This window comes from Mesorhizobium sp. WSM4842, from assembly GCF_055901575.1.
Genome location: NZ_CM148372.1, coordinates 5,014,360 through 5,038,043 on the forward strand (window position 1 = coordinate 5,014,360; position 23,684 = coordinate 5,038,043).

General features: G+C 63.0%; 23 protein-coding genes and 2 pseudogenes. 6 read left to right on the forward strand and 19 right to left on the reverse strand.

Features of this window, described 5'->3' with window-relative positions; genetic code table 11:
* Positions 1-49: 49 nt before the first annotated feature.
* The 17 genes and pseudogenes from AC0NIE_RS24430 to AC0NIE_RS24510 form a co-directional block, all read right to left on the reverse strand.
* A complete protein-coding gene (locus AC0NIE_RS24430; protein ID WP_473487708.1) occupies positions 50-2,191 on the reverse strand; it encodes a sodium-translocating pyrophosphatase in 2,142 nt (713 codons plus the stop codon).
* A gap of 278 nt (positions 2,192-2,469) precedes the next feature.
* Positions 2,470-2,571: pseudogene (locus AC0NIE_RS24435) on the reverse strand (ABC transporter permease); the annotation flags it as partial.
* A gap of 155 nt (positions 2,572-2,726) precedes the next feature.
* Entirely contained in the window at positions 2,727-3,947 is a 1,221-nt protein-coding gene (locus AC0NIE_RS24440) for an MFS transporter (protein WP_473487709.1), read from the reverse strand.
* The gene (gene nusB, locus AC0NIE_RS24445; protein ID WP_123147541.1) at positions 3,944-4,444 is read right to left on the reverse strand and encodes a transcription antitermination factor NusB; all 501 of its coding nucleotides are present in this window, start codon (positions 4,442-4,444) and stop codon (positions 3,944-3,946) included. The genes AC0NIE_RS24440 and nusB overlap by 4 nt, the downstream gene beginning before the upstream one ends.
* Complete coding sequence (gene ribH / locus AC0NIE_RS24450) at positions 4,441-4,935, reverse strand: 6,7-dimethyl-8-ribityllumazine synthase (protein WP_473487710.1); 495 nt, start codon at positions 4,933-4,935, stop codon at positions 4,441-4,443. The genes nusB and ribH overlap by 4 nt, the downstream gene beginning before the upstream one ends.
* A 251-nt stretch (positions 4,936-5,186) precedes the next feature.
* Positions 5,187-5,699: a GNAT family N-acetyltransferase gene (locus AC0NIE_RS24455; protein WP_473487711.1), complete on the reverse strand. Its 513-nt coding sequence runs from the start codon at positions 5,697-5,699 to the stop codon at positions 5,187-5,189.
* Between the two features lie 3 nt (positions 5,700-5,702).
* Complete coding sequence (locus tag AC0NIE_RS24460) at positions 5,703-6,008, reverse strand: type II toxin-antitoxin system TacA family antitoxin (protein ID WP_473487712.1); 306 nt, start codon at positions 6,006-6,008, stop codon at positions 5,703-5,705.
* A 50-nt stretch (positions 6,009-6,058) separates the two neighbouring features.
* The gene (locus AC0NIE_RS24465; protein WP_473487783.1) at positions 6,059-6,676 is read right to left on the reverse strand and encodes a riboflavin synthase; all 618 of its coding nucleotides are present in this window, start codon (positions 6,674-6,676) and stop codon (positions 6,059-6,061) included.
* 108 nt (positions 6,677-6,784) lie between these two features.
* Positions 6,785-7,909: a bifunctional diaminohydroxyphosphoribosylaminopyrimidine deaminase/5-amino-6-(5-phosphoribosylamino)uracil reductase RibD gene (ribD, locus tag AC0NIE_RS24470; protein WP_473487713.1), complete on the reverse strand. Its 1,125-nt coding sequence runs from the start codon at positions 7,907-7,909 to the stop codon at positions 6,785-6,787.
* A gap of 2 nt (positions 7,910-7,911) precedes the next feature.
* The gene (gene nrdR / locus AC0NIE_RS24475; protein WP_023798407.1) at positions 7,912-8,388 is read right to left on the reverse strand and encodes a transcriptional regulator NrdR; all 477 of its coding nucleotides are present in this window, start codon (positions 8,386-8,388) and stop codon (positions 7,912-7,914) included.
* 150 nt (positions 8,389-8,538) lie between these two features.
* The gene (locus tag AC0NIE_RS24480) at positions 8,539-9,129 is read right to left on the reverse strand and encodes a hypothetical protein (RefSeq protein WP_473487714.1); all 591 of its coding nucleotides are present in this window, start codon (positions 9,127-9,129) and stop codon (positions 8,539-8,541) included.
* 83 nt (positions 9,130-9,212) lie between these two features.
* Positions 9,213-10,526: a serine hydroxymethyltransferase gene (gene glyA / locus AC0NIE_RS24485; protein WP_473487784.1), complete on the reverse strand. Its 1,314-nt coding sequence runs from the start codon at positions 10,524-10,526 to the stop codon at positions 9,213-9,215.
* Positions 10,527-10,652: 126 nt separating this feature from the next.
* Positions 10,653-12,291: pseudogene (locus AC0NIE_RS24490) on the reverse strand (Na+/H+ antiporter); the annotation flags it as partial.
* A 108-nt stretch (positions 12,292-12,399) separates the two neighbouring features.
* Positions 12,400-13,653, reverse strand: a complete 1,254-nt coding sequence (locus tag AC0NIE_RS24495) for a L,D-transpeptidase family protein (protein WP_473487715.1) — start codon at positions 13,651-13,653, stop codon at positions 12,400-12,402.
* A 351-nt stretch (positions 13,654-14,004) separates the two neighbouring features.
* On the reverse strand, positions 14,005-14,520 hold the full coding sequence (gene ldtR / locus AC0NIE_RS24500) for a transcriptional regulator LdtR (protein WP_473487716.1): 516 nt from the start codon (positions 14,518-14,520) through the stop codon (positions 14,005-14,007).
* Positions 14,521-14,797: 277 nt separating this feature from the next.
* On the reverse strand, positions 14,798-15,220 hold the full coding sequence (locus tag AC0NIE_RS24505) for a DUF6163 family protein (RefSeq protein ID WP_473487717.1): 423 nt from the start codon (positions 15,218-15,220) through the stop codon (positions 14,798-14,800).
* A complete protein-coding gene (locus tag AC0NIE_RS24510) occupies positions 15,217-16,260 on the reverse strand; it encodes an enoyl-CoA hydratase/isomerase family protein (protein ID WP_473487718.1) in 1,044 nt (347 codons plus the stop codon). Before AC0NIE_RS24510 ends, AC0NIE_RS24505 begins: the two co-directional genes overlap by 4 nt.
* Positions 16,261-16,419: 159 nt before the next feature.
* On the opposite strand from AC0NIE_RS24510, the gene AC0NIE_RS24515 reads away from it, so the two are divergent.
* The 5 genes from AC0NIE_RS24515 to AC0NIE_RS24535 all read left to right on the forward strand — a co-directional run bounded on the left by AC0NIE_RS24515 (position 16,420) and on the right by AC0NIE_RS24535 (position 20,010).
* On the forward strand, positions 16,420-17,238 hold the full coding sequence (locus AC0NIE_RS24515) for a DUF2066 domain-containing protein (RefSeq protein WP_473487719.1): 819 nt from the start codon (positions 16,420-16,422) through the stop codon (positions 17,236-17,238).
* Positions 17,239-17,490: 252 nt separating this feature from the next.
* Positions 17,491-18,522 (forward strand): porphobilinogen synthase, encoded by a 1,032-nt coding sequence (hemB, locus tag AC0NIE_RS24520; protein WP_473487720.1) that lies wholly within the window; start codon positions 17,491-17,493, stop codon positions 18,520-18,522.
* Positions 18,523-18,570: 48 nt separating this feature from the next.
* Entirely contained in the window at positions 18,571-18,867 is a 297-nt protein-coding gene (locus AC0NIE_RS24525; protein WP_202363192.1) for a nucleotidyltransferase family protein, read from the forward strand.
* Positions 18,867-19,217, forward strand: a complete 351-nt coding sequence (locus tag AC0NIE_RS24530; RefSeq protein WP_473487721.1) for a HepT-like ribonuclease domain-containing protein — start codon at positions 18,867-18,869, stop codon at positions 19,215-19,217. The genes AC0NIE_RS24525 and AC0NIE_RS24530 overlap by 1 nt, the downstream gene beginning before the upstream one ends.
* Before the next feature lie 148 nt (positions 19,218-19,365).
* Complete coding sequence (locus AC0NIE_RS24535; RefSeq protein WP_473487722.1) at positions 19,366-20,010, forward strand: dihydrofolate reductase family protein; 645 nt, start codon at positions 19,366-19,368, stop codon at positions 20,008-20,010.
* Between the two features lie 273 nt (positions 20,011-20,283).
* On the opposite strand, the gene ppk2 is transcribed toward AC0NIE_RS24535, so the two are convergent.
* Complete coding sequence (ppk2, locus tag AC0NIE_RS24540; RefSeq protein WP_473487723.1) at positions 20,284-21,204, reverse strand: polyphosphate kinase 2; 921 nt, start codon at positions 21,202-21,204, stop codon at positions 20,284-20,286.
* 258 nt (positions 21,205-21,462) lie between these two features.
* On the opposite strand from ppk2, the gene AC0NIE_RS24545 reads away from it, so the two are divergent.
* Positions 21,463-22,506, forward strand: coding sequence for an aldo/keto reductase (locus tag AC0NIE_RS24545; protein ID WP_473487724.1), 1,044 nt, complete (start codon positions 21,463-21,465; stop codon positions 22,504-22,506).
* A 30-nt stretch (positions 22,507-22,536) separates the two neighbouring features.
* On the opposite strand, the gene AC0NIE_RS24550 is transcribed toward AC0NIE_RS24545, so the two are convergent.
* Positions 22,537-23,508: a glycosyl transferase family 90 gene (locus AC0NIE_RS24550; protein WP_473487725.1), complete on the reverse strand. Its 972-nt coding sequence runs from the start codon at positions 23,506-23,508 to the stop codon at positions 22,537-22,539.
* Positions 23,509-23,684 lie beyond the last annotated feature (176 nt).

The following is a 23,684-nucleotide window of genomic DNA, read 5'->3' on the forward strand; positions in this document are numbered from 1 at the left end:
CTCCCGCGGGTTCGGTTCTGGACTTCGGGCCCGGAAGGGCCGAGCGGCCTCAGCCGTGCGCGAGCACGGCCAGCAGCAGCAGGGCGACGATGTTGGTGATCTTGATCGCCGGGTTGACTGCCGGACCGGCGGTGTCCTTGTAGGGATCGCCAACGGTGTCGCCGGTCACCGAGGCCTTGTGTGCCTCGGAACCTTTGAGATGCTTGACGCCGTCCTTGCCGGTGAAGCCGTCCTCAAACGATTTTTTCGCGTTGTCCCAGGCGCCGCCGCCAGAGGTCATCGAGATCGCGACGAACAGGCCGTTGACGATGACGCCGAGCAGCGAGGCGCCGAGCGCCGCAAAGGCTGATGCCTTCGAGCCCGAGATCAGCAGCACGCCGAAATAGACGACCAGCGGCGCCAGCACCGGCAGCAGCGACGGAATGATCATTTCCCGGATCGCCGCCTTGGTCAGAAGGTCGACCGCACGCGCATAGTTCGGCTTCGACGTGCCGGCCATGATGCCCGGATCCTCGCGGAACTGCTTGCGCACCTCCTCGACGATGGCACCCGCCGCACGGCCGACGGCGGTCATGGCGATGCCGCCGAACAGATACGGAATCAGACCGCCGAAGATCAGGCCGGCGACGACGTAAGGGTTGGAGAGGTCGAAAGAGACTTCGCCCATACCCTGGAAGTAAGGATATTTGTCGCTATTGGCGGCAAAGAACTTCAGGTCGTTGGAGTAGGCCGCGAACAGCACCAGCGCGCCGAGACCGGCCGAACCGATGGCGTAGCCCTTGGTCACCGCCTTGGTGGTGTTGCCGACGGCGTCGAGCGCATCGGTGGATTGGCGCACCTCCTTGGGCAAGCCGGCCATTTCGGCAATGCCGCCGGCATTGTCGGTGACCGGGCCGAAGGCATCGAGCGCAACGATCATGCCGGCAAGGCCGAGCATCGTGGTGACTGCGATCGCCGTGCCGTAGAGGCCGGCGAGCTGGTAGGTCGATATGATGCCGCCGATGATGACGATCGCCGGAAGTGCCGTCGATTCCAGCGAGACCGCAAGACCCTGGATGACGTTGGTGCCGTGACCGGTGACCGAAGCCTGGGCGATGGAGTTCACCGGGCGCTTGTCGGTGCCGGTATAATATTCGGTAATCACCACGATGAGGCCGGTCACCACGAGACCGATCAGGCCGCAGATGAACAGGTTCGCGCCGGTGATGGCCATGCCGTCGACCGTACCGATTTCGCCCCAGCCCAGTGTTGCCGAGGTGGCGACGCCGAGGCCGACGATCGACAGCAGGCCGGTGACGATCAGGCCCTTGTAGAGCGCGCCCATGATCGAGCCGTTGGCGCCGAGCTTGACGAAGAAAGTGCCGACGATGGAAGTCAGGATGCAGGCACCGCAGATGGCCAGCGGATAGAGCATCGTGGCGCCGAGAACGGCAGTGCCGCCGAAGAAGATGGCGGCCAGAACCATGGTGGCGACCACGGTCACCGCATAGGTCTCGAACAGGTCGGCGGCCATGCCGGCGCAGTCGCCGACATTGTCGCCGACATTGTCGGCGATGGTGGCCGGATTGCGTGGATCGTCTTCGGGAATGCCGGCTTCGACCTTGCCGACGAGATCGCCGCCGACGTCGGCGCCCTTGGTGAAGATGCCGCCGCCGAGACGGGCGAAGATCGAGATCAGCGAGGCGCCGAAGCCGAGCGAAACCAGCGAGTCGATGACGACACGGTCGTTGGGCTGGAGGCCCATGAATTGGGTGAGGATCAGGTAGTAGATCGAGACGCCGAGCAGGGCCAGGCCAGCGACCAGCATGCCGGTGATGGCGCCAGACTTGAAGGCGATCTCGAGGCCGGCAGCGAGGCTGTTGGAAGCCGCCTGCGCGGTGCGGACATTGGCGCGCACCGAGACGTGCATGCCGATGAAGCCGGCAGCGCCCGACAGAACGGCGCCGATCAGGAAGCCGATGGCGGCGGTGATCGAAAGCAGCCACCAGGCGAGCAGCAGGACCACGACACCGACGATGGCGATGGTGGTGTACTGGCGCGCCAGATAGGCCTGCGCGCCTTCGCGGATGGCCGCGGAAATTTCCTGCATGCGTGCATTGCCCTGATCGGCCGCGAGGACCGAACGTGTCGCCCAGATGGCGTAAAGGACTGAAAGCAGACCGCAGGCGATGACAGCTGAAATTATGGTCATTGCCGGATTTTCCTCGCTTGATGACCCAAAAGAACCCCTCCCTGGGCCGTTGAGACAGGGGAGCGGATTCCGCGCGCGGAATCCGCTCCCTTCGCACCGGCTTATGCGAAACAGGGTTGCGAACGTCAAGATATTGTTCGGTTTTTGCCCGGCTTTCGCCCAAAAGCCTCTCGGCAGAGCCGCTCTTTCACTTCAGAACCCCGGCCGAGTCATCGAAATCGCTGTTTGGAATCCATTTCCGCCGAGATGAGTGAACGCGACATCTGAGTTTTTGGTGACTACGCCGTCTCCTGCCCCATGCGACGCGCGGTGTAGCCCTCGATCGCCGACAGCCCGTCATAGATCAGCACGGCAAGGGCGGCGACGATCAGGCCGCCCCTGCAGGCAATAATTTTGTTCGGATGCGGGTGAATCCGCGGCTGTCTGATCCCGACAGCGTCATGTCACTACAGCGCCGCGCGTCCGCTTGGACGCGCAAAGGACGCTGTAGCAATTTTGATTTGCGCATGATCCTTTCCGAACCTTCGGTTCGGGGTCATCCGCTGGTCGGCCGCGCGCTTGTCATCTTCAGCACGCCCAGCGCCACGAAGCACAGCACCGTCACCGGGAAGATGATCCAGTTCAGCATCTCCCAGCCCCAGGCATTGTAGACGGCGCCCGACATCAGCGAAGCGAAGGCGACGGAGCCGAACAGGACGAAGTCGTGAAAACCCTGGACCTTGCCCTTTTCGGATGGCCGGTAGCTGTCGGCGACCATGGCGGTGGCGCCGATGAAGCCGAAATTCCAGCCAAGGCCGAGCAGGATCAGCGCCGTCCAGAACTGCCACAGTGCCAGGCCCGACAGCGCCACCACGGCGCAGCCGATCAGCAGCACAAGGCCGGTTGCGACGATCCGTTCGGCGCCGAAGCGATAAATCAGCGAGCCGGTGAAGAAGCTCGGCGCGAACATCGCCATGACATGCCAGGAAATGCCGAGAGTGGCGTCGTCCGTCGACAGGCCGCAGCCGACCATGGCGAGCGGCGCGCCGGTCATGACGAAGCTCATCAGCGCATAGCTGCCGACGGCACAGAACAGCGCCGCAACGAAACGCGGTCTGGTGACGATCTCGGCGAGCGGCCGCGCGTCGCTGTCGGCGATTTCTGCTTTGCCCGTCGCCCTCGCCGGGATGCGCAGGAACGACAGGATGGCGGCGCCGACCGCCGCCAGCACCAGGATTGACGCAAACGAGCCGGCAAACATCACCGGCGCAAACAATTCGCGGGTGAAGATGACGATCTGCGGCCCAAGGATGGCGGTGACGATGCCGCCGGCCAGCACGAAGGAGATGGCGCGCGCCTTGAATTCAGACGGCGCGTTGTCGGCGGCGGCGAAACGGAATTGCTGGACGAAGGCACCGCCGATGCCGATCACCAGCAGGCCGAAGGCAAACAGCCAGAAGCTGGCGTAAAACAGCGCCAGCGTGGCGACCAGACCACCGAGCGCGGTGACGATCGTGCCGGTCATGAAGCCGTCGCGCTGGCCGAGCCGGCGGATGATGGCTGCGGCCGGCAGGGCGCCGAGCGCCACGCCGACGTTGAAGCCGGTGATCGGCGCCGTCGCCAGCGACTTGTCGGAGTCGAGCAGATAGTGCCCGGCCAACCCACCCACGGAAATGGCGATGGGTGCGGCCGAGCCGATGATCGCCTGCGAAGCGGCAAGGATGAGCGCCGTGCGGCGCGCTTCCCTGCCAGCGTCGGCGATAGCGACGGCCGTCATGAAGCGTCCTTGCCACGCCCCTCGCCGCGCACCCGGCGCGACACGCGATCGAGCACCGCGTTGACCAGCTTCGGCTCGTCTTCTTCGTAAAACGCCTTGGCGATGTCGATATATTCCGAAACGATGACAGCCACCGGCACGTCCTCTCGCTTCATCAGTTCGTAGACGCCGGCGCGCAATATGGCGCGCAGCGTCGAATCGAGCCTGGACAGCGGCCAGTCCTCGGTCAGCGCCTGGCGGATGATCGGATCAATGGTTTTCTGGTTCTCGACGACGCCGGCCAGGATGGCGCGGAACCATTGCGCGTCGGCCTCGCGATAGAGCGCGCCGTCGACTTCCTTGCCGAGCCTGAACGCCTCGTATTCGGCGGTGATCTCGAAGACGCCGCTGCCGGCCACATCCATCTGGTAGAGCGCCTGCACGGCGGCCAGACGGGCAGCACCGCGCTTGTTGGCGTGGCGTACCGCAGGCTGGCCGGGTGATGCGGGTTCGCTCACGATCGCTCTCCCAACTGTTGCTTGAGGGCAATCATAGTCAGCGCCGCACGCGCGGCAAAGCCGCCCTTGTCGCCTTCCGAACGCCTGGCCCGCGTCCAGGCCTGCTCGTCGTTTTCGGTGGTCAGGATGCCGTTGCCAATACAGACCGCATCCTGCACGGACAGGTCCATCAGGGCACGGCTGGATTCATTGGCGACGATGTCGAAATGATAGGTATCACCGCGCACGACGGTGCCGAGGGCGACAAAACCATCATAGCTCGGCCCGCCTTCGGCGGCGCCGTCGAGCGCGAAGGAAATCACTGCGGGAATTTCGAGTGAGCCCGGAACGGTGACGACATCGTATGTCGCGCCCGCTTCCTCGAGCGCGATTGTCGCGCCTTCGAGCAGCGCGTCGGCAAGATCGTCATGGAAGCGCGCCTCGATGACAAGAAGGTGGGCCTTCTTCTTCGGGCGAATGAACGCTTTGCCGTGTTGGGATGTGCCAGCCATAGATGTCTCCGGGATCGCCGGTGACTTAGGCCGAAGCCGGTTTGATCGCAAGCGGAAGATTGGTGGAGACGAGCCAGGTTTATCGCATCTTTGGGCGAGGTGCGGAGTGGGGGCAGTCAGCACCGATGCTTTCAGTCCACACAAGAACGGCCTCGTGATCCACCACACGGCCGTCATCCACGTCGGCCAAGGCTTCGCGCGTCAGCCGCTCTTCCTCTTTGGAATCCCTGCTTTCCATCAAAGTCCCTTCCTCATTTGAACAGCTCAGCGATATCAGCCATCGGCCGGAACAGCTTCATTGGCTGATCTGGGCACGGCAGAAAGCTCTCGCGTTGATAGAAGCGGCGTGCGTCTTCGCCTTTGGCATCGACTATAACAGCGAACGAGGCAATCTCGCTTCTGACGCACCGGGACAGTGCATCGGCCAGGAGATAGCGACCATGGCCTTGCCCCCGATATCGCCGATCAACGGCGAGACGACCGAGCAGCGTCGCTGGAATGAGGGGGTAGCGAGGAAGCTTGCGGATGGTCTGGGCGGGCCACTCGCCAATATCCACGGCAGTCGCCGACAACGTGTAGTAGCCGGCGATGGCTCCGTCCGGCAGGACAAGAACAAACGGTGCCGCGATGTTCTTGCGCGCGTCCTGTCCAGCCTGCATTCGGAAATATCGATCGAGCGGCTCTACGTCGCTCTCGAACGAAGTCCTTTCGTGATGTGGGCCAAGCACCTCAACCCGAAGAGAATCCTCGTTGGAGGCGCTCACTCGTCAGGTGCCGGTGGCCTGACGATACCGACGCACGGTATCGCGCAAACGATCGTTTACCGGCTGCGGATTGATTAGGGCATCGACGAAGGCCCGGCTGTCGCGGACAGACAAATCGAGACGCTGATGCTCCTCGATGGTCCTGCGGGCGGCTTCTTGCACACTGGTCAGCACGAAATCCGTCACCGTCCGGCCCTGCAGGGCCGCAGCATGTTCAATTAGGCTTTTCTGGTCGGCCGTAACGCGCGTCTCCAAACGCTCGCCACGGACACGGCCGCGAGGTGGCTGTGCATGTGCTGTCATCGTCATTCTCCAGCGGCAATGTACGGCCAATGGCCGGAAACTTCAAGGCTGTTGCCTCAAAGCCCCTCTTTCGCGGCCTCGGCCAAGCGCGCCGCGTAGCGGGCCATGGTGTCGATCTCCAGATTGACCCGGTCGCCGACCTGGCGTTCGCCCCAGGTGGTCACGGTCAGCGAGTGATGGATCAGCAGCACGTCGAAGCGGGTGCCTTCGACCTTGTTGACGGTGAGCGAAGTGCCGTCGAGCGCGACGGAGCCCTTGGGTGCGATGAATTTGGCCAGGTCGCGCGGCGCTTCCAGCGTGAAGCGCACGGCATCGCCTTCCTCCTTGCGCGCCACGATCTCGGCCGTGCCGTCGACATGGCCTGAAACGATGTGGCCACCGAGTTCGTCGCCGATCTTCAGCGCCCGCTCCAGATTGATCCTGGTGCCGGATTTCCAGGCCATCGCCGTCGTCAGCCTGAGTGCCTCTTCCCAGGCCTCGACCTCGAACCAGCGCGCATTGGCGCCGCTTTCCGGCAGCGCCGTCACCGTCAGGCAGACGCCGCCGCAGGAAATCGAAGCACCAATGGTGATGGTCTGCGGGTCATAGGCGGTGTCGATGCGCAAGCCGATGCCATCTCTCAGCGGCTTCACGGCAGCGACGGTGCCGACATCAGTGACAATCCCGGTGAACATCAGATCCTGTCTTCTTGTTTGGCCATGATCTTTTTTGTTTGGCATGATCTATTCCGAAATCCGGTTCCCACTTTTCGCTAACGCGGACCTTCGGTTCGGGATCATGGCCTAGAAATCCCTTATCCACTCGGCGTAGCTGTCTTCGCCGAAACGCATGTCGCGCAATTTGCGAAATCCTGCCGGGATATGGTCGGCGTCAATGGGCGATACAATGCCGCGCTTGCCGATCGGCTCCTGGCCCTGGAACAGCACGATGCGGTCGACCAGCCCTTCGGCGAGGAAGGCCTTGGCCACCTTGGCGCCGCCCTCGACCAGCACGCTGGCCATGCCGAGCGCGGCCAGATCCTCGAGCAGTTCCGGCAGCGCAATATCGCCTTCGTACGTCTCGGTGCCGATGAAGCGCACGCCGGCGCGTTCGAGCGCGGCGCGCCGGTGCGGATCAGCTTCGGCGCAGGCGGCGACATAGAGCGGAACCCGGTCGACGCCGGCGACCAGTTTCGACGTTTCCGGCAGCCTGATCTGGCGGTCGAGCACGATGCGCGCCGGCGAACGGTTTTCCAGCCCCGGCAACCGCACCGTCAGCGCCGGATCGTCCTCCAGCGCCGTGCCGATGCCGATCAATATGCCGTCGGCTTCGGCCCGCATCAGGTAGACTTCGCGCCGGGCGACGTCGCCGGTGATCGAGACCTGCCCCGCGCCTTCCGTGCCGATCTTGCCGTCGCTGGAAAGCGCAAGTTTCAGGATCACTTCCGGACGTTTTTTCAGAGATCGAATGAGATAGCCGGCCATCTGCTCGGCGGCTTCTGCCAGCAGCACCTTTTCGACCACCTCGACACCGGCGGCACGCAGGATCGCATAGCCGTTGCCGGACACGCGTGGATCGGGGTCGCTCGCAGCCCCAACCACCCGCGCGACGCCGGCATTGAGCAGCGCATTGGCGCAAGGCGGCGTGCGGCCATGGTGGGCGCAGGGCTCCAGTGTGACATAGGCGGTGGCGCCGCGTGCGAGCTCGCCGGCCTCGGCCAGCGCCTCGGTCTCGGCATGCGGCCGGCCGCCGACAGCGGTGACGCCGGTGCCGACGATCATCGGCCCGGTGCCGTCGTCGCGCACGATCAGCGTGCCGACGGAGGGGTTGGTCGAGGTCCGCCCGGCATTTTTGCGCGACAGCCTGAGTGCTGCCGCCATGAAGCGGCGATCAAGAACTTCTTGTTCGGCTTGGCTGCGCCTTGCCATGCTCAGCCGGCGTCCTCTTCCTTGAGCTCGTCACCCTTCAGTTCGCCCAGCACGTCGTGGAAATCCTTGGCCTCACGGAAATTGCGATAGACCGAGGCGAAGCGGACGTAAGCGACGTCGTCGAGCGATTTCAGCGCCTCCATCACCAGGCGGCCGACCTCGCCCGAGGCGACTTCGGTCTCGCCCGAGCTTTCGAGCTGGCGCACGATGCCGGTCACCGCGCGGTCGATGCGCTCGGGATCGACATTGCGCTTGCGCACCGCGATCTCGACCGAGCGCAGCAGCTTGTCGCGGTCGAACGGCACCTTGCGCCCGGACTTCTTCACCACCACGAGGTCGCGCAACTGCACGCGTTCGAAGGTGGTGAAGCGGCCGCCGCAATCGGGGCAGACGCGCCGCCTGCGGATCGCTGCGCCATCTTCGGCGGGGCGCGAATCCTTCACCTGCGTATCTTCGGACTGGCAGTAGGGACAGCGCATGGAGAGCCTTGTGTTCGCGATTCTCGTGGGGCGAAAGGCTTAGAGGTTTTTGCCGGGATGGCAAAGCACCGGGGATGGCCTCTCGCGCCTCAGAGATAGCGAGGCGCGAGGAAAATTGCCAGCATCATACCAGACGGCAATACCAGCCGATCACGGCGTGACGTCGCCGGTCGGAAAGCCGCATGACACGCCAAGGCTGCGATAGGCCTTGGTGAAGCCGTCCATCGATACCGTCGCGACCGGCATGTCGCCGAAGGTGACGTCGAGTGCGCTGGCGCGGCGCATGGCACGCAGCAGCGCCAGGCTGATCTCGGGCTTGTTGTTCAACATCCATTTTCCGCCGGCACCGGCCATGGCATTGACCGTCGCCTTGACCTTGCCGTTGCTGTCGCCAAACACCGCCGAAATATTCTCGCCAGTCGGCAAGTCCTTGTTCTTCATGGCGATGACAAGCGTCGGATAGCCACTGGGCGGCAGTGCATCGCCGTTCGAGATGGCGAGCGTGAGAGTGCCGCTGGCACCGCTCGCGTCGAGAAAGGCAGTCGAGGCGACGCAGGTCTTGCGCAGATCCTCGCCGGTATCGATCTCGTCCACAGTGGTGGACCACATGCCGAAGGTTTCGGTCTTCGGTGCGGCTGGGGTGGGCGCAGACTGTGCCAAGGCGGCGGACAGCGGCAAGGCGGTCAATGTCGCCACTACGCCAAGCGCGCAAAACCCAGCGACACGGAAAATCTGCATCATCGTCAAGCCTCCTGTCCGGACTCGGTCCCCACTGCAACAGTGCTTCTCGTGTGGCCGATAACGGATGACACTTTTGCGTAAGCTCAACCGAGATAGGGATAGAGCGGAAAACGATCCGTCAGCGCGGCCACCTTCGCCTTCACCGCGGCCTCGACGGCTGCATTGCCCTCGTCCGAATTCGCGGCCTTGAGCCCGTCCAGCACCTCGGCGATCAGCTTGCCGATCTCGCGGAACTCGCCCTGGCCGAAGCCGCGCGTGGTGCCGGCCGGCGTGCCGAGCCGCACACCCGAGGTGACGAACGGCTTTTCGGGATCGAAAGGAATGCCGTTCTTGTTGCAGGTGATGTTGGCGCGGCCAAGCGCTGCCTCGGCGCGCTTGCCGGTGGCGTTCTTGGGGCGCAGGTCGACCAGCATCAGATGGTTGTCGGTGCCGCCGGAGACGATGTCGAGACCGGTTTCCTGCAGGCTGGAGGCCAGCGCCTTGGCATTGGCGGCAACGCTCTCGGCATAGACCTTGAAGCTCGGCTTCAGCGCTTCGCCGAAGGCCACCGCCTTGGCGGCGATGACATGCATCAGCGGCCCGCCCTGCAGGCCCGGAAACACCGCCGAGTTCATCTTCTTGGCGATCTCCTCGTCGTTGCACAGGATCATGCCGCCACGCGGGCCACGCAGCGACTTGTGCGTGGTGGTGGTAACCACATGGGCATATGGCAGCGGCGACGGATGCACGCCACCGGCGACCAGGCCGGCGATATGGGCCATGTCGACCATCAGATAGGCGCCGATCGAGTCGGCGATCTCGCGAAAACGCTTCCAGTCCCAGACGCGCGAATAGGCGGTGCCGCCGGCCAGGATCAGCTTCGGCCTGGTCTCGTGGGCGGTCTTCTCGATCGCATCCATGTCGAGCAGATGATCGTCCCTGCGCACGCCGTAGGAAACGACCTTGAACCATTTGCCGCTCATGTTGACCGGCGAACCGTGCGTCAGGTGGCCACCGGAATTGAGGTCGAGACCCATGAAGGTGTCGCCGGGCTGCAGCAGCGCCAGGAACACCGCCTGGTTCATCTGGCTGCCGGAATTCGGCTGAACGTTGGCGAAGTTACAGCTGAACAGCCTTTTCGCACGCTCGATGGCCAGGTCCTCGGCCACGTCGACGAACTGGCAGCCGCCATAGTAGCGCTTGCCCGGATAGCCCTCGGCATATTTGTTGGTCATGATCGACCCTTGCGCTTCCAGAACGGCGCGGGAGACGATGTTTTCCGATGCTATAAGCTCGATCTCGTGGCGCTGGCGGCCGAGTTCGTTGCGGATCGCGCCGAAAATCTCCGGATCCGCATCGGCAAGCGTGGTTTCGAAGAAGGATTCGAATTTGTTCGACACTGCCGCTGCTGTTGCCATGCTTGAGATCCTTGTCGTCCGGGGGGCCTGCCGCGCCATTAACACAGTTGCTTTCGCCCCGCCACGTTTGCAGCGCGAAATTTGCTGGCCGGATTGCGGCAGCAAGGCGAAGAGCTGGCTATTTCCTCGCGCCTGACGGCCCTTCAGCAAAGCTTCCGTAAGCGTAATCTCAGTAAGCAGCGCCTGCATGGTGTGATCGTTGATCTCACGGCTGCGAAACATGGCGCGCACCGCCTTGCGCTCGGCCTCGATGCCGGCGAGCCTCATTTCGAGCTCCAGCCGTCCGGCTTCACGGGCTTCAGTGCGCGCTTCATCGGCCTCGTCGGAGGCGGCGATGCGGCGGCGGTAACCGGCGACAATGCTGTCGGCCGCGGCGAGCCGGGCGACGGGCACCTCACCTTCGTCCCCGTCTTCCGCACCGGCGATGCTCTCGATGCGGTCGATGGCGGCCTTGGCCGCGCCGACACGCGCCAGGCGTTCCTCGGCAGCGCCGGCATCCTCGCCCGGCTCAACCAGCCCGCGCGCTATCCAGGGCAGCGTGAGGCTGGCGATGGCCAGTGAGCAGATGATGACGCCGGCGGCCAGGAAGATCGCCACGTCTCGCGCCGGAAAGGGCGAGCCGTCCGGCATGGCGAGCGGCAGCGACAGGATGCCGGCCAGCGTTATCGCGCCACGCACGCCGGCCACCGAGCCGGCGAGGAGAATACGCAGTCCGAACGGCTCGGCCTTGCGCTTGCGCAATCGCGCCACGACGCGGGCCGTAGTGTCGCCAATCCAGATCCAGACAAAGCGTAGCGCGATCAGGCAGAGCGTCAGCGCCAACACCGTCAGGATCGGCTGGATGACCTGATAGCGGCCGCTGAGCTCGGGCGGCACGTTGGCAATGATGTCGGGAAACTGCAGGCCGAGCAGGATGAAGAGCGCGCCGTTGAAAACGAAAGACAGCGTCGTCCACAGCGACATCGTCTGGATACGCGCCGAAACGCCGAGGAAGCGGAATATTCGGAACCGCCGGTCAGCACGCCGGCGGTGACCGCAGCCAGGATACCCGAAGCCCCGACATGCTCGGCGCCGAGATAGGCGACGAAGGGCAGCAGGATCATGATCAGCACCTGCGCCTCGGCTGGCACGCCGCCGATGCGGTTCAGCAATTGCAGCGCCTTGGCGGCAACGAACAATGCCACCACGCCGGCCAGGATGCCGACTGCCACCGCGTAGAGGAAAGTCAGAGATACCGCGGCGAAGGAAAGCTGCCGGTCAACACCGCCGCCACCGCGAAACGGAACATGACCAGTCCCGACGCATCGTTGAGCAGCGACTCGCCTTCCAGAATGTGCATCAGCCGTGCCGGAACCACATTCTTGTCGACGATCGAGGACACGGCCACTGCGTCGGTCGGCGACAGCACCGCGGCGAGCGCGAAAGCGACGACGAGCGGAACGCTCGGCACCAGCCAGTGCAAGGCGTAGCCGAAGCCGACGATGGTGAAGAAGACCAGCCCGATGGCAAGGTCCAGTATCGGCCCGCGCAGCGCCACCAGTTCGCGCTTCGGCGCGCCATAGGCATCGCTGAACAGCAGCGGCGGAATGAACACCAGCAGGAAAAGCTCGGGATCGATCTCGACATGGATGCCGCGCATCGGCCAGGCGAGTGCGGCACCTATGGCAATCTGCAGCACCGGCAACGGCACCCGCACCAGCCGGACCAGCGCGCCGGAAACGGCGACGAAGACGAGCACGATCAGGATGAAGATGGCGACTTGCATGGGCCTGTACCGAACGGCGCTTTCCGGACCCGGCGCAAAGCGCGCGCCCCAGCCGGATGCAAAAAGGCCGCCCTCACCGGCGGCCCTTTCAGTAAAAAAATCAGTCGCTTAGAGCGCGGAGGTGATCTGCAGCTCGTTGGCTCCGTCGAGCCCGTAGATGTCGTCGCGGAACTGCACGACGCCAGGCCCCGTCGACCAGGCCGAGATGTAGAGGAAAAAGACCGGCACCGGATTGGTGACCTGCACCGGGATGTTCTCGCCGCTCTTGATCGCCGCCTCGAAATACTGGCGGCTCCAGCCCGGCGTGTCGCGCAGGATCCAGGTGACGAGGTCGCGTACGTTCTGGACGCGCACGCAGCCCGAGGAATCGAAGCGCATCATCTTGCCGAACAGGCTCTGCTGCGGCGTGTCGTGCATGTAGACGCCGTCCGGGCTCGGGAAATTGATCTTGACCGAGGCCATCGCATTGCCGGCGCCCGGATCCTGGCGAAAGCGGTATTTCTCCGCGTCGTCGGTCGACCAGTCGACGGTCAGCGGATCGACCTCGCTGCCGTCCGGTGCGAACAGACGGATGTTGCTGTCCTTGAGATAGTTGGGGTCCTTCCGCATCAGCGGAATGATGTCCTTGCGCACGATCGAGACCGGCGCGTTCCAGTAGGGATTGACGATGATCTCGTTGATCTTGGAATCGACAATCGGCGTCTGGCGATCGATTTTGCCGACAACGGCGGTGTGGCGCAGCACGACGCGGTCGTTCTCGACCGCTTCGATCTGGGCGCCCGGGATGTCGACCAATACATAACGGTTGCCCAGCGTGCCGGCGCGCTCGTGCAGCCGCTGCAGATTGGTCTGCAGCTGGCCAAGGCGGACCTGCGCCGAAACATTCATCGCCGCATACGAATATTGGCCCAGTGTCCCGTCGGAAGGCAGGCCATGGCGCGCCTGGAAGCGCTTGACCGCCGCATCGACGTAGGAATCGAAGGCCTCTGAAAGGCCGGCGCTCTGCGCCAGGTCGCCCGAAATCATCAAGCGCCTGCGCAATGGCACCACGTCGGGATCGATGACGCCGAGCTGCAATTTCTTGGTGTCCGGGACCGGCTGCCAGCCGCCCTGCGCGACAATATTCTGATACTGCGCGATCGCCTGCTCGGTGAACGCAACGGTCTGCAGGCTGACGATCGGCAGCGTCGAGGCCACCTTGCCGCCCTGGCTGGCGCGGGCGTCGAACTGGTCGTCCCAGTTGCCGCGGCCGGAGGATTTCAGGATATCCGCGATCACGTCCTGCGCGCTGGCGCCGCCGGCAATCATCGTCGCGGCCAACGCGGAGGCTCCAGAAAGGAAGAAACGGCGACTGGTTCTCATTTACGCTCCAGACATTCCTGTAACAGTTTTTTCACCGGGCGATCCCGACCGTACTCTAGGGTTGGCGTCCTTAACAATTAGCCAACCATGGCCCCCTGTTCCTGCTGTGTGAGAACGCGCCGGGCGCAATGCGCGTTCAGAGAGACGGTTGGCAGGGAGACGGTTCGCTCTCGCCGCAACATCACTCGCATTCTCGCTTTCACCGGGAATATGGCGGCAACGTGACCCTGACCGCGATTTGGATCGTCTGGCGTGACGAAACGGAAAGACCGGTGCTTTTCGGCACCGGTCTTTAGGTCGCTCCCGACCGCGCTTCTTCGGCGCGGTTTTCCCCTACATGCTGCGGATGCGTTACATCCGGTAAGCGATGGTGTCGTTCCAGAAGCGGTCGAGGCGCTGCAGGGCGCGATTCATCTGCTTGAATTCTTCCGTGTTGATGCCGCCGACCTGCTCGATCGAGCCGACATGGCGCTCGTATAGGCCGGCGACGACTTCCGCCACCTCACTGCCCTTTGGCGTCAGCGAGATCCGTACCGAGCGGCGGTCGATGCGCGAGCGCTGGTGGTTGATGAAGCCGAGATCGACCAGCTTCTTCAGATTGTAGGAGACGTTCGAGCCGAGATAGTAGCCGCGCGAGCGCAGCTCGCCGGCGGTCAGCTCCGAATTGCCGATGTTGAAGAGCAGCAGCGCCTGGATGGCGTTGATGTCGGAACGGCCGTTGCGGTCGAATTCGTCCTTGATCACGTCAAGCAGGCGGCGGTGCAGGCGCTCCACCAGTTGCAGCGACTCCATGTACAGCGAACGGATCGCCTCGCGACGGTCATCGGATACGTTGGCGGTCTTCGCCGCCGGACGGGAATTGATCATTGTCTTTGCCTCTCGTTTGTCGCCTGGTGATTTTTTGTTTTTCACCTTGATCGCGACACTATCGAATACTCATAAAATTCGACTTAAACGCTAGGGCTAACAAGAGCTTACCGGCAATAGGTTTCGAAAGAGGCTTAACGAAGGGTCACCCGAACAAGGATGATTAACCTAAAGATTTAGCCAATGATTCCGGGCGGAAGCCGATAGAAGTTAGAGCGTCCTTTGCGCGTACGACAGGACGCGCGGGCGCCATTCTTGTTGAGCATCGGTCGATGCTCTATTGCCGGCTCTGGCGCTTCTGCATCCAGATCACCACGCGAAAGACGATGTAGAGCAGCGCCACCGCCGCATGCGAGGCGAGGATAAGCGGCCGGTGGCCGAAGAGCTCGGGAAAGCCGGCATACATGACGGTCTCGGTCGCCGCGCAGATGAACCAGATCACCGGCCCCCAGGAGGCCAGCATCCACAGGCCGGCGGCGGCGAAGGGGAAGAAGACGGCGAGCGTCACCGCCGCCACCTGCCAATGCACCGGCATCAGGTCGAAGCGCCACAACGAACCGGGATAGAAGCCGATCAGCCGGATCCAGTACAAAATCCCGAACAACAGGCAGTAGCCCGATATGACGCGCTGGAACCAGGCGAAGATGACCTCGGCCGTCGAGGGCTGGAGCACGACGCGTCTCGACGTGACGTCGCTCACAGTTCGAGTTCCCGTTCGCCGAGCGGAGCGAAATAGGCATCGACGTCGGCAGCGCTGACGTCGTCGATGCCTGCCGGCCGCCATTGCGGCGTCGAGCCCTTGTCGATGATGGCGGCGCGGATGCCTTCGTAGAAATCGTGGCCGGCAAGCATGCGGTTGAGGATGCGGAACTCCATCCGCATGCACTCGTCCATCGACAGCGTCAGTCCGGCGCTGATCTCGCGCCAGGCGACATGCAGGCTGGTTGGCGAGCGGGTGCGGATCGTCGCCAGCGTCTTGGCCGCGAACGCATCGGTGGGTGCGGCGCGCTCGAGGCTGCCGATGATGTCACCCAGCGTCGGTTGCGCGAAATGGCGGGCGATCGCTTCCAGCGTCGGACTGTCCGTCTCGCGCCGGGCCGGGATGGAAAAGCCGCGCAGCGCCGGTTCCGGGTCGCCACTCGCCACCAGCCGGTCGAGAAAGCCGGCCTGATCCTGCGCCTTGATCGTATGCGTCGCCAAGCCCGACCACAAAGCGTCGCCATAGCGGATGCGGTTTCCGGTCAGGGCCAGATACATGCCGAAACTGCCGCCGAGATCCGGCAGGAGATGACTGGCGCCGACATCCGGGAAAAAGCCGATGCCGACTTCCGGCATGGCGAACTGGGCGTTCTCGGTCAGCACCCGATGCGAGCCGTGGAACGAGATGCCCACGCCGCCGCCCATGACGATACCGTCGATCAGCGCGACATAGGGTTTTTCGAACCGCGCGATGCGGGCGTTCAGCCGGTATTCGTCGGCGAAGAAATCGACCGGCGGCTTTCCGGCCCGGCCAGCCTCGTAGATGTGGAGGATATCGCCGCCGGCCGAAAACGCCCTGCCCTCGGCCTTGACGACGACGACATCGACGCCGTCGTCGCGCTCCCAGGCGCGCAGCGCCTTGTCGAGCGCGTTGACCATGCGATGGGTGACGGCATTGAGCGCCTGCGGCCGCGTCAGCGTGACGATGCCGGCCCTGCCCGATCGTTCGAAGCGGATCTCGTTGCCGCCACCAAAATCCATCGCCTAAGAATCCCTCCCCGCGCCGCCGGGACTGAAGTGCTAAAGCGTGGCGCATGGCTGCGTCAATGCCAAGGGCAATCCTACCGCCTTGGCCACCGCCGGCGGCCGATGCTAGAACGGACCATCTTGATGACGGGCTTTCAAACCGGACGTTGAGCCATGCTTGGATTTTCCCGTCTTGCCCTGGTGGCGATCGGCCTGATGGTATGCGCGACCGCTCGTCCCGCATTGGCCGGGGACGACCTCTATCGTGCGAAGACCATCGTCACCGGCCAGGGCGAAGAAAACCGCCGGATCGGCTTCAAGGCCTGTCTGGATGCGGTTCTGGTCAGGGTCTCCGGCGATCAGCGGCTGCCGAAAAAGCCTGAAATGGCGGCGCTGCGCGACAAGGCCGGCAGCTTCGTTGCCGAATTCCGCTATCGCGACCGGATGGAAGGCATTCCGATCCACGACGAGCAAGGCACGCATGACCGGCCGCACGATCTTACCTGCCTCTACAGGCCTGGTGTGATCGACCCGGTACTGGCCTCGCTCGGCAGCAAGCCGTGGCTCGCCGAGCGGCCGCGGCTGGCGATCTTTCTCGCAACGGAGCGAGGCGCCAGGCATTTCGCGCTGGCCGCCGACGATGAGCGCGGCGCACCGATGCGCGAATCGTTCGTGAATGCTGCCGACCCGGTGGCGATGCGGATCGCATTCCTCAAGGCGTCGCTGCTCTCCGAATCCGGGCTGGACGACAAGGCGCTGCACGAGGTGGATATCGCGGCTCTGGACAAGGCCGCCAAACAGGCCGGCGCCGACCAGGCGCTTGCCGGCAGGATCGTCTGGAGCGACAAGGAATTGGGCTGGATCGCCGACTGGCGGCTGGCCACGGGCGGCAGGACCTACAGCTGGCAGGTGCGCGGCGTCAGCTTCGACGAGGCGTTCCGCGTCGCCATGCGGGGAGCGGCGCAGGTCCTGTCCGGCAACGGTCAGCCATAGGTATACCGAGTTTCAGGTGATGCCGGCCTGCAAACGGTGGTTTCCTGCGCTTCCAGTACTCGCGTACCTAAACGTACGCTCCGTTCCGGTTCTCGGAACACACCTGTTTGGTCGCTTCGCGCCCGTCTTCGACTCCGGCTCGGCCTGACCTGAAACTCGGCATACCCCTCCCTTACGACGCTGGCACAATCGTGTCGCATTGGTCAGCGGCGGAGGCTCGTGGTAAAAGCCGCCCGATCCGGAGATTTGGCGATGAACAAATTTACCCCAGCAAAGCCTGCCGGCGCGCGCAGCGTCGACGAGATCACCGGCAGCCGCCGTTTGCGCCGCATGCGCAAGGCCGATTGGTCGCGCCGCCTCGTCCAGGAGAACCGGCTCTCCGTCGACGACCTGATCTGGCCGATCTTCGTCGTCGACGGGAAAAACATCCGCGAGCCGATCGCCGCCATGCCCGGCGTCTTCCGCCTGTCGCTTGACCTTGCCGTCAAGGAGGCTGAGCGCGCGGCAAAGCTCGGCATTCCGGCGATCGCCACCTTCCCCAATGTCGAGCTCGGCCTGCGCGACCAGACCGGCTCGCACATCCTCGATCCGGAAAACGTCATCAACCGCGCCACGCGCGCCATCAAGCACGCGGTGCCCGAGATCGGCATCATCACCGACGCAGCACTTGATCCCTTCACCTCGCACGGCCATGACGGCATCTTGCGCGACGGCATCATCGTCAACGACCAGACCGTGGAGCAGGTCGCCGCGGCTGCCGTCATCCAGGCTTCGGCCGGCGCCGACATCATTGCCCCGTCCGATATGATGGATGGCCGCATCGGCGCCATCCGCGATGCGCTCGACGCCAATGGTTTTCAGGATGTGGCGATCATGTCCTACGCGACGAAATTCGCCTCCGCCTTCTACGGACCCTATCGCGAGGCGGTCGGCACCGCCGGCCTGCTCAAGGGCGACAAGAAGACCTACTATCTCGACCATGCCAATTTCGACGAGGCGGTGCGAGAGGCCGAGCAGGACCTCGCCGAGGGCGCCGACATGCTGATGGTCAAGCCCGGCCTGCCCTATCTCGACATCATCCGCAGGCTGAAGGACGAATTCCGCATGCCGACCTTCGCCTATCAGGTGTCGGGCGAATATTCGATGATCAAGGCGGCCGCCGCCAATGGCTGGATCGACGGCGACAAGGCGATGCTGGAATCGCTGCTCGCCTTCAAGCGCGCCGGCTGCGACGGCATCCTCACCTATTTCGCGCCCGAGGTGGCGGCGATGCTGAAGGGGTAGGCACTCGCATCGTTTTGGGATTTTGCTGCAATCCGCTAGAATGGACTCATGAGCAGGAACGAGGTCATCGAACGGTTGCAGAGGAACGCAGATGCCATCAAGGGCATGGGCGCGACTTCGCTGTATCTGTTCGGGTCGGCGGCGCGGGACGATGCGCAGCCGGACAGCGATCTTGATCTGTTCATCGACTATGATCCGGCGCGGCGCTTTTCTCTGATCGACCTGGTCGGGATCAAGCAATTTCTGGAAGAGAAGATGTCAACGGAAATTGACATCACCACACGCGACAGCCTTCATCCCATGTTGAAGGCCGAGATCGAACAATCGGCCGTGCGCGTATTCTGATGGCAGTCCGCCGGATCGAGCCGATCCTAGCCGAGATCATAGCGGCTTTGGATGGCATCAGCACTGCCACCGCCGGCAAGACCCTGGATGACTTTCGTGACGACTGGCTGCTTCGTCATGGCGTGGAGCGCGGCATCGAGATCATTTCTGAAGCCACCCGGCACATCCCGGACGATTTGCTCGCTCTTGCTCCAGAAATTCCCTGGAAACAGATTCGTGGAATTGGCAACGTTTTGCGTCACGAATACCACAAGACTTCCGACGCCATCGTCTGGACCGTAGTGACAGACAGCCTGTCGCCGCTCCGCCTAGCTGTCGAGCGCATACTCGAGGCGTCGCGGCGCAAGTAGCTGCTGCTGCAACCATCCCCTCTTTGCGGTGGTCCTGATGCTGGCCAAACAAGCCGCTCTTGCTCGGCGGCGAAGTACCGCTTGCAAAACGCAATCAGTCCAGCTAAAAACAACTGATTGCATTTCACAACCGGTTTAAGAGGTACTCATGTCCAAGCTTCGTGTCAACGCATTCACCCTGTCTATCGACGGCTTCGGCGCCGGTCCCGACCAGGACCTGAAAGAGCCGCTGGGCATCGGCGGGGAAGCCTTGCACACATGGATGCTCGGCACCCGAACCTTCCGCAACATGTCTGGTGAAGATGGCGGGACCACGGATACCGACGACACGTTTGTGACGCGCAGCTTCGAAGATATCGGGGCGTGGATCATGGGCCGAAACATGTTCGGGCCGATCCGCGGACCTTGGCCCGATGACACCTGGAAAGGCTGGTGGGGAGACAATCCGCCCTACCATGTGCCGGTCTTCGTGCTCACCCACTTTCCGCGGGATCCTCTTGTCATGGACGGCGGCACGACCTTCTATTTCGTAACCGATGGTATCCACTCAGCGCTGGAAAAGGCGAAGGCAGCGGCTGATGGCAAGGATGTACGGCTGGGCGGCGGCGTCGCCACGATCCGGCAATATCTCCAGGAAAAGCTCGTCGACGACATGCATCTTGCGATATCGCCGATGCTGCTCGGCTCAGGCGAGAATCTTTTTGCCGGCATCGACATGCCCCGGCTCGGCTACCGCTGCAGCGAGCAGGTCGCAACGCCGAATGCCACGCATCTGATCATCAAGCGCGATTAGGACGTTTCGTCTGCTCTGTTGGCGAAACCTCGGTACAGGCCCCTTTCTCCCCGTCACTATACGGGGAGAAAATGCCCGGCAGGGCAATGAGGGGCGGCGCAATCGATCAATGATTACGCTGCCGGACAATACCCCCTATGGCAATATGACATCAAAATAAATTTGGTCCCATGCAGTGACTTTGGCAGGTTCAACTGTCGAGGTTGGCGCTGTCTCTCATCCGCCTGCCGGCATCTTTCTCCCGTATAGTGACGGGGAGAAGGGAGCTCTGCCTTAATACTTCTCCGGCACATACAGCTCGCGCGGCAATACCTGGCGCTCGTATTCGGGATTGAAGACGCGGTCGGGCAGCGTGATCTCCTCGTGCGGCACCTCCTGATAAGGCATCTGCTTGAGGAGATGATCGATGCAGTTCAGCCGTGCCCGCTTCTTGTCGTTGCCCTCGACGATGAACCAGGGGGCTTCGGGAATGTTGGTGCGGGCGAAGGTCTCTTCCTTGGCCTTGGTGTACTGCTCCCAGCGCACGCGCGACTGCAGGTCCATCGGCGACAGCTTCCACTGCTTCATCGGATCATGGATGCGCATCTGGAAACGCATCTGCTGCTCCTCGTCGGTGATGGAGAACCAGTATTTGACCAGCGTGATGCCGGAGCGGACCAGCATGCGCTCGAACTCCGGCACGTCGCGAAAAAACTCCTCGACCTGATCCGGTTCGGCAAATCCCATCACCCTTTCGACGCCGGAGCGGTTGTACCAGGAGCGGTCGAACAGCACGATCTCGCCGCCTGCCGGCAAATGCGGCACGTAGCGCTGGAAATACCATTGCGACTTCTCGCGCTCGGTCGGCGCCGGCAAGGCAACGACGCGGCAGATGCGCGGATTGAGCCGCTGGGTGATGCGCTTGATGACGCCGCCCTTGCCGGCCGAGTCGCGGCCCTCGAAAACCACAACCAGCTTCTTCTTGGTGTAAGCCACCCAGGACTGCAGCTTGATCAATTCGGATTGCAGCGTGATCAGGTCGCGAAAATATTGCAGGCGATTCATCGAGGGCGGATGCGCGTTCTTGTAGATTCTGGCGATTTCCAGCGACAGCGCCGGTTCCGACATTTCCAGCTCATAGTCTTCGTCGAGCGTGTCGGCGAGTTCCGCCTCCAGCCAGTCCTTGGCGGGAGAATTCTGTTTTGCTTCAGTCATTTATGCTGCTCCGCGTGCACGCCCGTGTCGGCGTCCGGCCTGCCAGCCAAGATCGAACACCTTGAGCCGACTTGCATACAGGCCGGCAATGACGGTTTTATTGCAGCCGGCCTGTGCGCCGGTCGCGCAAATCCGTGAGATGTGATCGATCAACCTCAATCGCATGCACGACAAGCGGCGCGAATTGTCCTACAAATGCCACGTCCTTTTGGGCAGCCTTCGAAGCAGCCCTTCTCAACGCAATTGCGAGGATCTGACATGGAATACCGCACTCTCGGCCGTTCCGGGCTGAAGGTTTCGACGCTGACCATGGGCACCATGACCTTTGGCGGCGCCGGCGCATTTTCGGCGGTCGGCAAGACCGATCTCGACGAGGCGCGCCGGATGATCGACCTCTGCATCGATTCCGGCATCAATCTCATCGACACCGCCAATGTCTATTCGAATGGGCTTTCGGAAGAGATCATCGGCGACGCGCTCGGTGGCAGGCGCAAGGGCGATGTACTGATCGCCTCCAAGGCGCGCATGCGGATCGGTGACGGTCCCAACGACGAAGGGCTGTCGCGCTACCATCTGATCCGCGAGTGCGAGAAGAGCCTGAAGCGCCTCAGGACCGACGTCATCGACATATATTTCCTGCACGAATGGGACGGCACGACGCCGCTGGAGGAGACCATCGCCGCGCTCGACACGCTCGTCAGCCAGGGCAAGGTCCGCTATGTCGGCTGTTCCAACTATTCCGGCTGGCAAGTGATGAAGGCGCTGGGGATCAGCGACCGCCAGCACCAGCCGCGCTTCGTCACCCAGCAGATCCACTACACGCTGGAAGCGCGCGAAGCCGAATATGAACTGCTGCCGATCTCGGTCGACCAGGGGCTTGGCGTGCTGGTGTGGAGCCCGCTCGCCGGCGGACTGCTGTCCGGCAAATACAAACGCGACCAGGCCACCGCCCGCCAGCTCAGCGGCTGGTCTGAACCGCCGATCCGTGATGAGGAGCGGCTATGGCGGATCGTCGACGTGCTTGCCTATATCGGCAACAACCATGGCGTGTCGGCGGCGCAGGTGGCGCTTGCCTGGCTGCTCGGCCGGCCGGCCATCAGTTCGCTGGTCATCGGCGGACGGACCGAAGCACAGTTCAAGGACAATATCGCCGCTGCAAGCCTTGTGCTGACCAGCGATGAGCGCGCACGCCTCGACGCAGTCAGCCGCCCGCCCGTTCTCTACCCCTACTGGCACCAGCAGTTCACGGCAAAGGACCGGTTTGGTCCGGCCGATCTGGTTCTCGACCGGGAAGGTGTCTGACAACGGATCAGGTCGAAGGTCGCCGCGGGCTTAGCCTGAGATAAAACGCCAGACCTCGGGATCAGGCTCGATCTGACCGCTGAGCACAAAATACTTGTAGAGCACGAGCAAGCAGATCGCCTGCTCGGCGCGTTCGTCGGCGAAGTTGCGGCAATAGGCGTTGGCGGCGGCGACGATGCGTTCGGCCTCAGTCGGATGGCGTTCGAGATACTGCACCCGCTCGGCAAGATCCGTGAAATCAGGTTCGAGCGGCACATAGTGGACGTTGGCCACGAGATCGCTTTCGGCGAACCATGTCTCGTATGTCGGCGGCGGCATCAGGCACAGCGAATTCGAACTCATGATCCATTTGAGGTTGGTCGCCACATCGTTGCCTTCGAGCGAAATGATATAGCGACAGCGCCGCTGCTGATCGATGCTCAGATAAGGCTTGCGATATTCGGGCGCTGCCGTCGGTTTGGGCGTGCCGACATCGCAAAAGGGCAGATCGTGCGCCGCCTCCAGAAGCAAGGTCCTTATCGGGTTGTTGAGCTCGCCGCGCCACACCGCAACCGGAAGCTTGTCCGCAAAAGCAAAATCGTCGGCGGGCATGTGGAAGTGGCGGAACTTGTTGAGCTTGAACAGGATCCCGTTCCTGTTGTCGCCGGCGATCGGCCGATCCTTGACGATCGACGGCATCGCAGGCACTTCGACGACGTCGCCGAATTCGAGGTCGATGCGCAAATCGGGATCGAAGTAGCGGGTAAATTCCTTCAGATCGTAGTAATACATGCTCCGGCCTCTCGGTAGCCGGCTGACCGGCAGGGCCCCGGCGCTCGGCGCGAAAGCGCCCTGCAAGCTGTTGTAGTGGTTGAGACGCGCGCGGACCGATCCGTCCGAAAGCCTGGCCTGATCGAGCAGCCCGGCGAGCCTGCGGCGGAACAGCGCCTGCGGTGCGATATCGCGCACGACATTGCGCGCATAGTAGAAGAGCTTCTGTGTGTTTCTTTGCAGGGTGGCCATCGGTCACTTGGTAAAAATCGGCTTGTGATTTGCACCCCCCGGCCCTCCTACACCATTGTGCCGGCTATCTTGCAAGCCACGGAACCGTGTTCAGCCGGCCTGCCGGCTGTGTATGGAGCCGATCGCCCTTTGCGGTGTTGTGTTTGTAGCCCAATGCTCCTAGGCAGGGCTAAGAA